The sequence below is a fragment of the Caulobacter sp. GW821-FHT12D05 genome, from assembly GCF_058807295.1.
In genome coordinates, this window is sequence record NZ_JBXAQO010000003.1 from 632851 (window position 1) to 646241 (window position 13391).

The window sequence follows — 13391 nt, forward strand, 5'->3', positions numbered from 1 at the left end:
GCCCCTCAGCGACACGATCAACCTTCGGTCGCGCACGGCAGGGGCGCTGTAAAGTTACAAAGCTTTGAAACAGGGTGGAACGGGCGGCTCCAGGGATGGGGGGAGGAGCACGCCCGTTCCGTTCGCGAGACCATCGGGGGTGGGGGATGATGGCCAGCGAACTTCCCCGGATGGGCCTCCGGGGAAGGCATTGAGACTTACGAGGCGGCCGGAGCGCCGCCGCCGAGGGTCTTGTAGAGGGTCACCAGGTTGGTCGCCCGGGCCAGGCGCGCGGTGATCAGGCCCTGCTGGGCCGAGTACAGCGTGCGCTGGCTGTCCAGCAGGGTCAGGGCGCTGTCGAGGCCCGCGTCGGCGCGTTGCTGCGACAGGCGCTGGCTGTCCGTGGCCGCCGTGACCAGGCGCTCCTGCGAGGTCAGGCGGTCGACGACCGTCTGGCGCACCGACAGGGCGTCGGAGACCTCGCGGAACGCGGTCTGCACCGTCTTCTCGTAGGTCGCCACGGCGATGTCGCGGTTGGCCTTGGAGACGTTCAGATTGGCCACGTTCGCGCCGCCGGCGAAGATCGGCAGGGTGATCGAGGGCGTGAAGCTCCAGGCCTTGGTGCCGCCCTTGAACAGGCCGTCCAGGTCGCCGCTGGCCGAGCCGTACGAGCCGGTCAGGGCGATGCGCGGGAAGAAGGCCGCGCGGGCCGCGCCGATATTGGCGTTGGCGCCTTGCAGCGTGTGCTCGGCGGCCAGCACGTCGGGGCGACGCGTCAGCACGTCCGACGGCACGCCGGCCGGCAGGTCGGCCAGGATCTGCGCCTTGGCCAGGTCCGCCGAGGGCAGCATGCTGTCGGGCACATTGCCGCCGGTCAGCAGGGTCAGGGCGTTCAGGTCCTGGGCGACCTGGGCGGTATAGACCGCCACGTCGCTGCGGGCCGTCTCGGCCTGGACCTGGGCGTTGCGCAGGGTCGCCAGCGAGCCGACGCCGCCGTCGACCTGCTGCTGGGTCAGGCGCAGCGTGTCTTCCCGCGTGCCCAGCGTGCTCTTGGCCAGCGCCAGGCGCTCCTGGTCGGCGGCCAAGGTCAGCCAGGCGTTGGCCGTCTCGGCGATCAGGCTGACACGCACCGAGCGGGCGGTGTCCTGCTGGGCCAGATAGGCTTGCAGCGCCTGGGCGTTCAGGCTGCGGACGCGGCCGAACAGGTCCAGCTCATAGGCCGTGAAGCCGATCGTGGCGGTGTAGGCCTCGATCTCCATCGCCGTGCCGATCTGCGAGGTGGCGGCCGGGGTGTGGCTGCGTTGCTCGCTGAGCGTGCCGTTGATGGCCGGGAACAGGTTGGCGCGCTGGATGCCGTACTGGCCGCGGGCCTTCTCGATGTTCAGCACCGCCACGCGCAGGTCGCGGTTCTGCTTGAGGGCCAGGTCGACCACGCCTTGCAGGCGCGGATCGACCAGAACCTGGCGCCAGTCGAGGTCGGCGGCCGACACCGAGCTCGCGGGCTCGGCGGCGGGCGTAGACCAGGTCTGGGCCACCGGCAGGGTCGGACGCTTGTAGTCCGGAGCCATGGTGCAGGCGCTGACCGCCGTGGAGGCCAGCAGGATCAGGGTGAGATTACGGAACATGATCAGTGCGCCTCCGGAGCCGGGTCGCTATGCGCGACGGCCTCGTCGTGGCCTTTGTGCTTGGGTTTGAAGACCCGTTCGACGATCACGAAGAACAGCGGGACGAAGAAGATCGCCAGGATGGTGGCCGACAGCATGCCGCCGATCACGCCGGTGCCGATGGCGTGCTGGCTGCCCGAGCCCGCGCCGTTGGAGATGGCCAGGGGCAGCACGCCGAACACGAAGGCCAGCGAGGTCATGATGATCGGGCGCAGACGGATGCGGACCGCTTCCACCGTCGCCTCGACCAGGCCCATGCCCTTCTCGTACAGGTCCTTGGCGAACTCGACGATCAGGATAGCGTTCTTGGACGCCAGGCCCATGGTCGTCAGCAGGCCGACCTGGAAGTAGATGTCGTTGGACAGGCCGCGCAGGGTGGTGGCCAGCAGGGCGCCGACGATGCCCAGCGGGATGACCATGATCACCGACAGCGGGATCGACCAGCTCTCGTACAGGGCCGCCAGCAGCAGGAATACGACCAGGATCGAGATGCCGTACAGGGCGGGGGCCTGGTTGCCCGACTCCAGCTCCTGGGCCGACAGGCCGGTCCACTCGTAACCGATGCCCGGAGGCAGCTGGGCGGCGATCTTCTCCATGGCCTTGATCGCGTCGCCCGAGCTCTTGCCCGGGGCCGGCGAGCCCTGGATGTTCAGCGACGACAGGCCGTTATAGCGCTCCAGACGCGGCGAGCCGTAGATCCAGTGCGTCGTCGCGAACGACGAGAACGGGGCCATCGTGCCGCTGCTGGTGCGGACGTACCAGTTGTTCAGGTCTTCCGGACGCATGCGGTAGGGCGCGTCGGCCTGGACATAGACCTTCTTCACACGGCCACGGTCGATGAAGTCGTTGACATAGGCGCCGCCCCACGCGGCGCTGAGCGCGGCGTTGATGTCGGCGGTGGTCAGGCCCATCGCTCCGGCCTTGGCCTGGTCGATCTCGATCTTCAGCTGCGGGGTGTCGTCCTGGCCGTTGGGGCGGACGCCGACCAGGGTCGGATCCTTGGCGGCCATGCCCAGCACCTGGTTGCGCGCGGCGACCAGGGCCTCGTGGCCGACGCCGCCGATGTCCTGCAGCTGGAAGTCGAAGCCCGACGAGGTGCCCAGTTCCGGCACGGCCGGCGGCACGATCGCGAAGACCATGGCGTCCCGGATCTGCATGAACTTGCCCATGGCGCGACCGGCGACGGCCGGCGCCTTGAGGTTGGCGGCCTTGCGGTGCTCGAAGTCCTTCAGGCGGATGAAGGCCAGGCCGGCGTTCTGGCCGGCGCCGGCGAAGCTGAAGCCGGCGACGGTGAAGACGGCCTGCACGGCGTCCTTCTCGTCGTTCAGGAAGTGGTTGCGCACCTCGGTCAGCACGGCTTGCGTACGCTCTTCCGGGGCGCCGGGCGGCAGCTGGACGATGGTGAACATCGTCCCCTGGTCTTCTTCCGGCAGGAAGGCGCTGGGCAGGCGGACGAACAGCAGGCCCATGACCAGGATGATCACGCCATAGGCGACCATCCAGCGACCGCTCTTGCCGAGCAGGCCGCGGACGACGCCTTGATAACGGCCGCTGACGTCGTCGAAGCTGCGGTTGAACCAGCCGAAGAAGCCGGTCTTGTGCTCCTTGTGGCCCTTCTCGACGGGCTTGAGCAGGGTGGCGCACAGGGCCGGGGTCAGGACCAGGGCGACCAGCACCGACAGGGCCATGGCCGAGACGATGGTGATCGAGAACTGACGGTAGATCACGCCTTGCGAGCCGCCGAAGAAGGCCATGGGCACGAACACCGCGGCCAGCACCAGGGCGATGCCGATCAGGGCGCCCGTGATCTCGTTCATCGACTTGCGGGTGGCTTCGACGGGGCTGAGCCCTTCTTCCTCCATCACGCGCTCGACGTTCTCGACCACGACGATGGCGTCGTCGACCAGCAGGCCGATGGCCAGCACCAGGCCGAACATGGTCAGCGTGTTGATCGAGTAGCCGAAGACCGCCAGCACCCCGAAGGTGCCCAAGAGGACGACCGGCACGGCGATGGTCGGGATCAGGGTCGCGCGCCAGTTCTGCAGGAACAGGAACATGACGATGAAGACCAGCACGATGGCTTCGATCAGCGTCTTGACCACTTCCTCGATCGACAGCTTCACGAACGGCGTCGAGTCGTAGGGGATCACGTAGCGGAAGCTGGCCGGGAAGTTCTTCTCCAGCTGGGTCATCCGCGACTTGATGGCGTCGGCGGTGTTCAGCGCGTTCGCGCCGGGGGCCAGGCGGATGGCGAGACCCGCGGCCGGCTTGCCGTTGTACTTGGCGCCGAAGCCGTAGCTTTCCGCGCCCAGCTCCACGCGGGCCACGTCACGCAGGTGGACGATGGCACCGCCGGGGCTGTTCTTGACGATGATCTCTTGGAACTGAGCCGGGGTGGTCAGGCGCGACTGCGCCGTGATCGTGGCGTTCAGGCCGATGCCCGGCAGGTTGGGCACGCCGCCCAGCTGACCGGCCGAGACCTGGGCGTTCTGGGCCCGGATGGCGGCGATGACGTCGGCGGGGGTCAGGTTGTAGCTGGCCAGCTGGTTGGGGTTCAGCCAGATGCGCATGGCGTACTGGGCGCCGAACAGCTGCACTTCACCCACGCCGTCGACGCGGCTCAGGGGGTCCTGCAGGTTGCTGGCGATGTAGTCGGCCAGGTCGGTGTTGGTGGTCTTCGGATCTTCCGAGTACATGCCGACGATCAGCAGGAAGTTCCGCGCCGACTTGGCGACGGTCAGGCCCTGCTGCTGGACCTCTTGCGGCAGCAGCGCGGTGGCCGTCTGCAGCTTGTTCTGGACCTGCACCTGGGCGATGTCGATGTTGGTGCCGGCCTTGAAGCTCAGCGTGGTGGTGGCCGCGCCCGAGCTGTCGCTGGTCGACGACATGTAGTCCAGGCCGTCCAGGCCCTTCATCTTCTGTTCGATGACCTGGGTGACGCTGTCCTCGACGGTCTTGGCCGAGGCGCCGGGATAGACGGCGCTGATCGAGACCTGGGGCAGGGCGATGTCGGGATACTGGGCGATCGGCAGGCCACGGATGGCCAGGGCGCCGGCCAGCATGATGACGATGGCGACGACCCACGCGAAGATGGGTCTGTCGATGAAGAAGCGGGAAAGCATGACGGGCCGCCCTTAGCGTTGCGCTTGCGCGGTGAGGACGACGGGCTTCACGGGCGCGCCGGGGCGCACCTTCTGCAGGCCCTCGACAATGACCTTCTCGCCGGGCTGCAGGCCCGAGGTCACCAGCCACTTGTCACCCACGGTCTGGGCGGCGACGACAGTACGCGGCGCGACGCCGCCCTTGGCGTCGACCACCATCACGGTGGCGTTGCCCTTGGGATCGCGGCTGACCGCGGCCTGCGGGATCAGCATGCCGTCATTGGCCGTGCCCTTGCTCAGCTGAGCGCGGACATACATGCCCGGCAGCAGCACGCCGTTCGGGTTCGGGAAGATGGCGCGCAGCACCACCGAACCGGTGGTCGGGTCGACGGTGACGTCCGAGAACTCCAGGCGGCCCGGGACCGGATAGGTCGAGCCGTCTTCCAGCTTCAGGCTGACCTGGGCCGAGGCCGAGCGGCCCAGCTTGCCGCTGGCGAACTGCTGCTGCAGCTTCAGCATCTCGGCCGACGACTGGGTCAGGTCGACATAGATGCTGGACAGGTCCTGCACGGTGGCCAGGGCCTGGGCCTGGCTGGCGGTGACCAGCGCGCCCGGCGTGACCGAGCTCTTGCCGATCTTGCCCGAGATCGGGGCGGCGACCTTGGTGTAGTTCAGGTTGATGCGGGCGTTGTCCAGGTTGGCGCGCTGGACCGACACGGCGGCGGCGGTCTGGGCGGCGGCGGCCTGGGCGTCGTCATTGTCCTGCTTGGACACCGCGCCGGTCTCGACCAGACCCTTGTAGCGGTCGGCCTTCAGCTTGGCGGCGGTGGCGGTGGCTTGCGCCTGGGCCAGGGCGGCGGCGGCGCTGTTGACGTTGGCTTGGAAGATCGCCGGATCGATCTGGTACAGCGACTGGCCGGCGCGCACGTACGAGCCTTCCTGGAACAGGCGCGACTTGATCACGCCGCCCACCTGCGGGCGCACTTCCGAGACCAGATAGGCCGAGGTGCGGCCCGACAGCTCGGTGGTCAGAGCCACGGGCTGGGTCTGGGCGACGACGACGCCGACCTCGGCGGGACCGCCCGCGCCCATGCCGCCGCCGGCGCCGCCTTTCTGGCCGCAGGCCGCGAGGGTGAGGGCGATGGCGGCGAGCCCCACGGCGGTGACCGTGGCGGAGCGTTGGAAGTGCATTATCTGACCCCGGATGCGATGGCTGCGTGAGCTATTGCTCTTGACGAAACCAGCATGATGAACAATCTGAGAATGAACGTTCATTCTCAAGCGGGCTGGACATAGGTGCGGTACTGGCGCAAGTCAACCTCTGCACCCCACGGCTCGGCTGACCTAACGGAAATGTAATGCCCACCAGGATTTTCAATGCCTGACGAGACACATTCCAATCGCCCGTCGCCGGAATCGCGCCGCCAGCAGATTCTGGACGCGGCGTGCGAACGTGTGAGGCAGTCGGGCTTCCACGGCGCCAGCATGGCCGACATCGCCAAGGCCGCGGGCCTCAGCGTCGGGCAGATCTACCGCTACTTCGAGAACAAGGAAGCGATCATCGCCGCCATCGTCGCCCAGGACCTGGCCGAGATGCGCGACAAGTTCGCCGAGATGGAAAGCCAGCCGGGCACCCTGCTGGACGCGATCGAGGACCATCTGCCGGAAGGCATCGACAAGTGCTTCGACCCGCGCCGCGCCGCCCTGGCCCTCGAGGTCGTGGCCGAGGCCGCCCGCAATCCCAAGGTCGCCGCCATCGTCCGCGAGGCCGACCACCAGGAACGCGCCCTCGCCAAGACCATGATGGAGCGCGACCGCAAGCCCGAATGGACCGAGGAAGAGTTCCAGGCTCGCTGCGAGGTCGTGGGCCTGATCTTCGACGGCCTGCTGATGCGCGGCGTGAACCACCCGGACCTGAACCGCGGGGCCCTGACGACGGTGCTGCGCGCGACCATTCGTGGGTTGCTGACCTAGCGCCGATCCGAGGATTGTGTCAAAAATTCGCCAATGAATTCATAGCTTAAGCATGAATTTTCGCGACGTCCGGTCGCATGGCGAAGGCGCGTTAACCCATCCATATCTGCCGGCCACACGCTCACAGCCGGAAAGTCCCCCATGACCGCATCGATCGCGAAGACGCCGGCCGCCCTGCGGTGCGCCCTGGGCCTGGCGGTCGTTTTCGCGCCGATGGTGGTGGCGGCCATGGAGCGTCCGGTCTCGCGCCATCCGACCCCGTCTCCGATCGTCAAGCTGCTGGCCGGCATCGCCCCGGCCAAGGCCGCGCCCCCGCCGGTCATGGAGCTGGTCTGGAAGGGCGCCGACATCGACGGCGACGGGGCCAGCGACTTCGCCAACCCGACCGGCGCGGCCCCGCGCGGCCACGACGACTTCGGCGACGGCTTCTTCGGCGCCCGCCGCGACGGCGGCAGCCGCGCCCACGAGGGCGTCGATTATGTCGCCCAGGCCGGCCAGACCGTCCGCGCCCCGATGTCGGGCTACGTCACCAAGATCGGCTACGCCTATGCCGGCGACACCGACCTGAAGTTCGTCGAGATCACCAACCCGGCCCTCGGCTACGCCGCACGGTCGTTCTACGTGAGCCCGGACGTCGAGGTCGGCCAAGCGGTCCGCCTGGGCGATGCGATCGGCAAGGTCGAGAGCCTGCAGAGCCACTACCCCGGCATCACCGACCACGTGCACCTGGAGATCCTGGCGCCGGGCGGGGATCGCGTGAACGCGGCGGGGCTGATTACGCCGAGGATGGTGGCGGTCAGCCAGGACACGGCCGCCGACTGACGCGAAAACGGCGAGCTTCCAGTTTCAATCCGTCGCTTCCGTCCGAAACGTCCGCTGCCAGCGGCTAAGTCAGAAATTGTTCGATGGCCTGAACCGTTTGATCGATGTCCCAAACATCGTTGATCGACACTTGTTTTGGTTCGCCCGGCGAGGTCTCGGTAGCCAGCGCAAAACCAATGCTAAGTGGTCCAAGCATTTCCTGTAGTTGCATGCGAAGCTGCTCTGGAGACAGAAGTTGTAAGCCGATTGCTCGCGTAACTGTGTGATAGTCTCCAGGCAAGATGGTGCTGTCTAAGGATATTGACGTTGTTCCCCCTCGTTTGATGGGGAATTTGGAGCTGTCAAAAATTATCCGGTCCGCGAGTGTCATGTCTCTGTCGAGAAGCGGATGGCCAATATTCCTTACTCGAAGCCCCCATTTGTAAGCGGCAACTTGACCAACATTCTCTACTTCAAGTTCAAGCTCACATTGGATAAATGGTCCTGGGCTATGTTTGTCGGCACTTTTTACGCGAAAACCGGTTAAGCGGAAATCGAGAGATGGATTGGTAAGTCGGCTTCGTAATAATTCAAGGTAGAAATGCGATGCTGGTTTCGAATGACCACCAACGCGATGGTAGTATATTTTACTCCTCTTATCTTGATGCGGTGCAAGTGCGCTGTCGCCGATATCGACAACAATAACATCTTTATTTTCCGGTATTTTTGATGGCGTATCGCGTTCAACAGTGTGAACTCGAAAATCACTCAATGGGTGCTCTAAAAGGTTTGGGATCTTCTGTTCGAGCCATTCACGTGTTGGTGTGCGCCCGCGCAATGGCTCAATGCCCGAAATTGCGCCGCCATCCTCTACGCCAAGGACAAGAGAGCCGCCGCCGGTATTCGCAAACGCGGATAGAGCTTTGGCGAACGCATTGAGGAATTTTTCGGGATCCTCGAACAGTTGACCGCTCTTGCGTTCAAATTCGTCGTGTTCCCCTACTGGTAGCCCAACTATGTCGGCTTCCGTCCAGCGATCGCGCTTCATCCACGGCCCTTCCGAACGCTGTCGCATCAGTTGGGCTTGAGTGGCCGTCGTGGCTCCGCGCTCAACATTTTGCCTTTTTGGAACTTCCGCTAAGCCAAATGGAAACATGGCCGAGTCCTCGCTTCGCGAGTGTGTTGCTCGTGAAGATTACCGTCAAGCTTGCGACGCGAGACACCAGTTGCGGAAATCAAAACCCCTCTCTCATTGAGAGAGGGAGGGGCCCGCCGCGTAGCGGTGGGAGGGTGAGTGGTTACGTCGGTTGACGGCGTGCCGGCACTCCGGCTGACGCCATAGCCCCTCACCCCGACCCTCTCCCTATGGGAGAGGGAGTACTTCTCTTACGGCAGCAGCTGCCGCCCCAGCTCGGGAACCGCGGCCGCCAGGGCTTTGGCCACCATCGCCGAGAACACGTCCGCCCCCTCGGCGCCGACGTGGGTGTAGTCGAACACCGGCTTGAAGCTGCCCATCGCGCTCGGCGGCGAGGGCGGAGCGGCCGGCGGACGCGGTGGGACGACGGCGCCAGGGATGGCGGGTTCGTAGAAGGCCGCGCCGGTGGTGGTGCCGGACTTGGCGGCGGCCGCGACGTCGGCGGGCGGCGGTGCTTCGCCGAGTTTCAACGCCTCGACCGGACCCATGGCCTGGACGGCGTCCTTGGACAGCTTGTGCAGGTCGACCAGCGGGGCGCCGGTCTCGGCGGCGACCTTGCGGATCGCGTCGGCCCAGGGGGCCAGGTCGTCATGGACCTGGCCGTCCTTGAACTGGCGGCGGATCAGCGGCGTGACCAGCACCGGGGTCGCGCCGGCCGCGCGGGCCTCGTCGACGAAGCGCTTGATGTTGACCGGGAACTCGGTGGCCAGGTCCGTCGAGCGCTCGGGCCGGCCTGGCTGGTCGTTGTGGCCCAGCTGGATCAGGACATAGGTCTTGGCGAAGCCGCCCGACGTCATCTCCTTCAGGGCCAGGGCCCACGAGCCCTCCTCGCGATAGGTCCGAGTGGACCGCCCGCCGCGGCCCAGGTTCACGCAGGCGACGTTCGAGCTGACGTGCTTGGCGCAGAAGCTGCCGCCCCAGCCACTGCTCACGGCCGTGGTGGAGTCGCCCACGAGGACGATCTTCGGGGCCTTGAACATCGGCTCTTGAGCCTGGGCCGTCAGCGGCAGCGCGATGAGCGCCGCCGCCAGGAGGGCGGCGCGCATTACGCCAGGGCCCGGTACTTGAAGTTCTTGAACCGCGCCGAGCCCTTGCCGGCCGCATAGAGGCCCGGCTTCAGCATCAGGAAGCCGCCGCGCACATTGTGGTGGTAGCCGCTGACTTCCATGCCGCGGTCGAAGCGCTTCCAGGTCTGGCCGCCGTCGCCGCTGGTGTGGAAGCTGACGATGTGGCGGGTGTTGATCAGCTTCATCAGCATCTTCGCGCCGTGCGGGTTCGCAGGGCGGCCGCGCTCGATGCCGTACTGGTGGGTGACGAAGTTCTTCGCATCGAAGCCCAGGCCCGCATACAGCTGGCGATCGTAGAACAGGATCAGGCCGGCGCGGGTGTCGGCGTCGACCTCGATCTCGCACTCGATCTCATAGGCCTGGTCGCCGTTGACGAAGATCAGCGGCGCGCCGCTGGACGGGGCCTCGCCGGCGCCCTTCAGGGTCATGACGCCGTTGGCGCGGGTCAGGCGCTGGTGCTCGCCCGGCTTGGGATCGAAGAAGTTCCACTGCACGCCGTACTTGTCGGCCTGGAAGTCGTCCGACAGCGCCATGCCGTGCGGGCCAGCCTTGCCGCCCTTGGGCTTCTTGATCGGTTGCGAGAGATCGCCGCCGCCCACGTCGAACCAGCCGTCGGCGGTCCAGGTCACCGGGGCCAGCAGGGTCTGGCGGCCCAGCGTGTAATAGCCGTTCTCGTAGCCGTGATAGACGGTCCACCAGTCGCCCGGCGTCGGGCCCTCGACCAGGGTGGCGTGGCCGCGCGACCACCACTTCTCGCTGTTGTCGACGGTGCGCACGATCGGGTTGCGCGGATGGTCTTCCCACGGGCCGGCCAGCGACTTCGAACGCGCGACGATGACCATGTGGCCGGTCGGCGGACCCGCCGTGCCGCCCACGGCGGTGACCAGGTAGAAGTACTCGCCGCGCTTCATGACCTTGGGGCCTTCGGGCGAGAAGCCTTCGACGTCCCAGGTGTCGGGATAGCGCCACGGGTTGTAGACGTGCTCGGGCGCGCCGACCGTCGACAGGCCGTCGGGGGCCAGCTTGATGCGGTCGCCGCCCGACAGGAACAGCCAGCGGTCGCCCTTCTCGTCGACGATGTGGCCGGGGTCGATATAGCGCGGCAGCTTCAGGTCGACCGGCTCGGACCACGGGCCTTCGATCTTGTCGGCCCAGATCACGTAGCTGGTGTTGTTGTTGGGCATCTTGGCCGGCAGGTAGATGTAGTAGCGGCCCTTGTGCTTGCAGATCTCGGGCGCCCAGATCGAGCCGACATTGGTCTTCAGCGTCGTGGTGACCGGGGTCCAGTTCACCAGGTCCTTGGAGTGCCAGATCAAGAGACCCGGATACGCGTCGAACGACGAGTGGGTCATGTAGTAGTCGTCGCCGTCCTTCAGGATCGACGGGTCGGGGTGGTCGCCGGCCAGGATCGGATTGAGGAACGTGCCGTCGCCCAGGTCGGCCTTGCGCTGGCCCTCGACGCCCTTGACCCAGGTCGGGCCGGTCGTGCTCTTGGCGGGCAGCAGGCCCATCTGGCCCATTCCTGCCATTGGGGCAGCTTCGGAGGTGGCGGGCAGGGCGGCCAGGCCGGCGCCGGTCAGCAGCGAGCCCAGCGCGCCGCGACGATTGATATCGACCATGGGGTATTCCTCCCGACGAGTACTTTGGTTGCGGTCACTTAGCGGCAAGCGCGCTCCACTGTCCACCGGTGTCATACTTTGTTGCGTTTGATTTCTATGACGTTTTTCCAAAACGCTACAAAGGGCCGTAACAACGATGCGCCCCCGAAAATCCGCACAAAAAAACGCCCGGGAGATGACCCCGGGCGCTTCTTGTCGTCGGCTGATGGCGGGGTTTAGCCCTCCATCGCCTCCAGTTCCTTGCCACGGGTCTCGTGGATCAGCTTCTGGACCAGGAAGAACGAGACCACGGCGCTGGCGGCGTAGAAGCCGTAGGTCGCGGCCAGGCTCAGCTTGGCCATGGCCGGGAAGCTGAACGAGATGGCGAAGTTGGCCATCCACTGGGCGAAGCCGGCGACGGCCAGGGCCGAGCCGCGCATCTGGTTGGGGAACATCTCGCCCAGCATGACCCACATGACCGGACCCCAGGAGAGGTTGAAGAAGATCACGTACAGGTTGGCGGCGATCAGGGCGATCGGGCCGACGCTGGCGTCCAGGTGCAGGGCGCCGTTGACCGTGGTGGCGGTCGAGAAGCACCAGGTCAGGACGCCCAGGGTCACGGCCATGCCGGCCGAACCGATCAGCAGCAGGGGCTTGCGGCCAATGCGGTCGATCAGGGCGATGGCGGCCAGGCAGGCGATGATCGACAGCGCGCCCGACAGGATATTGATCTTCAGGCTGTCGTCCTCGGTGAAGCCCACCGACTGCCACAGCACCGAGCCGTAGTAGAAGACGATGTTGATGCCGACGAACTGCTGGAAGATGGCCAGCACCAGGCCGGCCCACAGGATCGGACGGATCTTCTTGGTGGCCGGGTCCAGCAGGTCCGAGAACTTCGGCTTGTGGTCGGCGTTCAGCGAGGCGCGGATCTCGGCGACCTTGGCCGCGCCGGCGCCGGCGCCGAACAGGCGCGAGAGGACCTTTTCAGCCTCGGCTTCCTTGCCCTTGGCGACCAGGTAGCGTGGGCTTTCCGGGATGCCCAGCAGGCACACCAGGAACACGCCGGCCGGGATGACCTGCATCCAGAACATCCAGCGCCAGGCGGGCAGGCCCAGCCAGAACTCGGCGGTCGAGCTGCCGGCGGTGTGGGCCAGGATGTAGTTGGCCAGGAACGCGCCGGTCAGGCCGGTGATGATCATGATCTGCTGCACGGACGACAGGCGGCCGCGGATGTTCGCGGGCGTGACTTCCGAGATGTAGACGGGGCACAGCACGCTGGCCGCGCCGACGCCCAGGCCGCCGATCAGGCGGAAGATGACGAAGATGGTCGAGGTGTGAGCCGCGCCGGTGCCGAGAGCGCTGATGATGAACAGGATGGCCGAGATGATCATCACCGTGCGGCGGCCCCAGACGTCGGCCAGGCGGCCGGCGGCGAAGGCGCCAATCGCGCAGCCGATCAGGATGGCGGCCACGTTCAGGCCGGTGCCGAAGGCGGTGAGCTTGAAGGCGCTGTTCAGGCCTTCCTGCGTGCCGTTGATGACGCCGCTGTCATAGCCGAACATGAAGCCGCCGATCGTGGCGACGGCGACGATGCCGGCGACGAAGGCCATATTGACCTTGCCCCCATCGGCGCTCATGCCGGCGCTAGGGCCAGCGTTGGAAACTGAAGCCACAGGTGTCCTCCCCGTTGGGCCCGTCCGGCCCGTTTGATGCCCTATGGTCCTTGTCGGACCTCTAGTTGCCGGCGACATTAGTGTTACCGGTATCAGCGCGCAAGCGGCGGTTCTTCGACCCCCTTCAGCGCACGAGACTCACCCCTGCGGTCCTTCGATAGCAGTTTCCGTGACGTCATGAGTAGGACGCGCGGCGGCGAACATTGCGGAAAAGATATTTGTCTTCCGGGCGAAAGGGGCGCTACACATCGGAAGGCTAAATCTTACACATGTACTTTTTGTAATGTTACCGGTGTCGGCGTTGCAGCGTCGGCGCGTCGGGGCCTTGAGTCTCTGGGG

At 66.1% G+C, this 13391-nt stretch carries 9 protein-coding genes; 2 read left to right on the plus strand and 7 right to left on the minus strand.

The window, feature by feature from the left end; genetic code table 11:
• Positions 1-197 precede the first annotated feature (197 nt).
• Genes AC1RRR_RS15820 through AC1RRR_RS15830 form a run of 3 tightly spaced genes read right to left on the minus strand, consistent with a single transcriptional unit; the run spans position 198 to position 5935 of the window.
• Positions 198-1604 carry an efflux transporter outer membrane subunit gene (locus AC1RRR_RS15820; protein ID WP_492814522.1) on the minus strand — a complete coding sequence of 469 codons (1407 nt, stop codon included), beginning with the start codon at positions 1602-1604 and terminating at the stop codon, positions 198-200.
• Between the two features lie 2 nt (positions 1605-1606).
• Positions 1607-4765, minus strand: a complete 3159-nt coding sequence (locus tag AC1RRR_RS15825) for an efflux RND transporter permease subunit (RefSeq protein WP_492814524.1) — start codon at positions 4763-4765, stop codon at positions 1607-1609.
• A 12-nt stretch (positions 4766-4777) separates the two neighbouring features.
• Positions 4778-5935, minus strand: coding sequence for an efflux RND transporter periplasmic adaptor subunit (locus AC1RRR_RS15830; protein WP_492814526.1), 1158 nt, complete (start codon positions 5933-5935; stop codon positions 4778-4780).
• A gap of 186 nt (positions 5936-6121) precedes the next feature.
• Between AC1RRR_RS15830 and AC1RRR_RS15835 the strand changes: the two genes are divergently transcribed.
• Together AC1RRR_RS15835 and AC1RRR_RS15840 are read left to right on the plus strand one after the other, a co-directional pair.
• Positions 6122-6718, plus strand: coding sequence for a TetR/AcrR family transcriptional regulator (locus tag AC1RRR_RS15835; RefSeq protein ID WP_492814528.1), 597 nt, complete (start codon positions 6122-6124; stop codon positions 6716-6718).
• Positions 6719-6859: 141 nt separating this feature from the next.
• Entirely contained in the window at positions 6860-7540 is a 681-nt protein-coding gene (locus tag AC1RRR_RS15840; RefSeq protein ID WP_492814530.1) for a M23 family metallopeptidase, read from the plus strand.
• 64 nt (positions 7541-7604) lie between these two features.
• On the opposite strand, the gene AC1RRR_RS15845 is transcribed toward AC1RRR_RS15840, so the two are convergent.
• The 4 genes from AC1RRR_RS15845 to AC1RRR_RS15860 form a co-directional block, all read right to left on the minus strand.
• Positions 7605-8675: an AlbA family DNA-binding domain-containing protein gene (locus AC1RRR_RS15845; protein ID WP_492814531.1), complete on the minus strand. Its 1071-nt coding sequence runs from the start codon at positions 8673-8675 to the stop codon at positions 7605-7607.
• Positions 8676-8905: 230 nt separating this feature from the next.
• Positions 8906-9760 carry a rhamnogalacturonan acetylesterase gene (locus AC1RRR_RS15850; protein ID WP_492814533.1) on the minus strand — a complete coding sequence of 285 codons (855 nt, stop codon included), beginning with the start codon at positions 9758-9760 and terminating at the stop codon, positions 8906-8908.
• A complete protein-coding gene (locus AC1RRR_RS15855; protein WP_492814534.1) occupies positions 9760-11400 on the minus strand; it encodes a family 43 glycosylhydrolase in 1641 nt (546 codons plus the stop codon). Before AC1RRR_RS15855 ends, AC1RRR_RS15850 begins: the two co-directional genes overlap by 1 nt.
• A gap of 215 nt (positions 11401-11615) precedes the next feature.
• On the minus strand, positions 11616-13052 hold the full coding sequence (locus AC1RRR_RS15860; RefSeq protein WP_492814536.1) for a sugar porter family MFS transporter: 1437 nt from the start codon (positions 13050-13052) through the stop codon (positions 11616-11618).
• Between the last annotated feature and the right edge of the window lie 339 nt (positions 13053-13391).

Bases quoted from the DNA above. Each gene is read 5' to 3' on its own strand.
- AC1RRR_RS15830 (WP_492814526.1), bottom strand. From the start codon at position 5,935: ATGCACTTCCAACGCTCCGCCACGGTCACCGCCGTGGGGCTCGCCGCC.
- AC1RRR_RS15855 (WP_492814534.1), bottom strand. From the start codon at position 11,400: ATGGTCGATATCAATCGTCGCGGCGCGCTGGGCTCGCTGCTGACCGGC.
- AC1RRR_RS15825 (WP_492814524.1), bottom strand. From the start codon at position 4,765: ATGCTTTCCCGCTTCTTCATCGACAGACCCATCTTCGCGTGGGTCGTC.
- AC1RRR_RS15840 (WP_492814530.1), top strand. From the start codon at position 6,860: ATGACCGCATCGATCGCGAAGACGCCGGCCGCCCTGCGGTGCGCCCTG.
- AC1RRR_RS15850 (WP_492814533.1), bottom strand. From the start codon at position 9,760: ATGCGCGCCGCCCTCCTGGCGGCGGCGCTCATCGCGCTGCCGCTGACG.
- AC1RRR_RS15820 (WP_492814522.1), bottom strand. From the start codon at position 1,604: ATGTTCCGTAATCTCACCCTGATCCTGCTGGCCTCCACGGCGGTCAGC.
- AC1RRR_RS15835 (WP_492814528.1), top strand. From the start codon at position 6,122: ATGCCTGACGAGACACATTCCAATCGCCCGTCGCCGGAATCGCGCCGC.
- AC1RRR_RS15845 (WP_492814531.1), bottom strand. From the start codon at position 8,675: ATGTTTCCATTTGGCTTAGCGGAAGTTCCAAAAAGGCAAAATGTTGAG.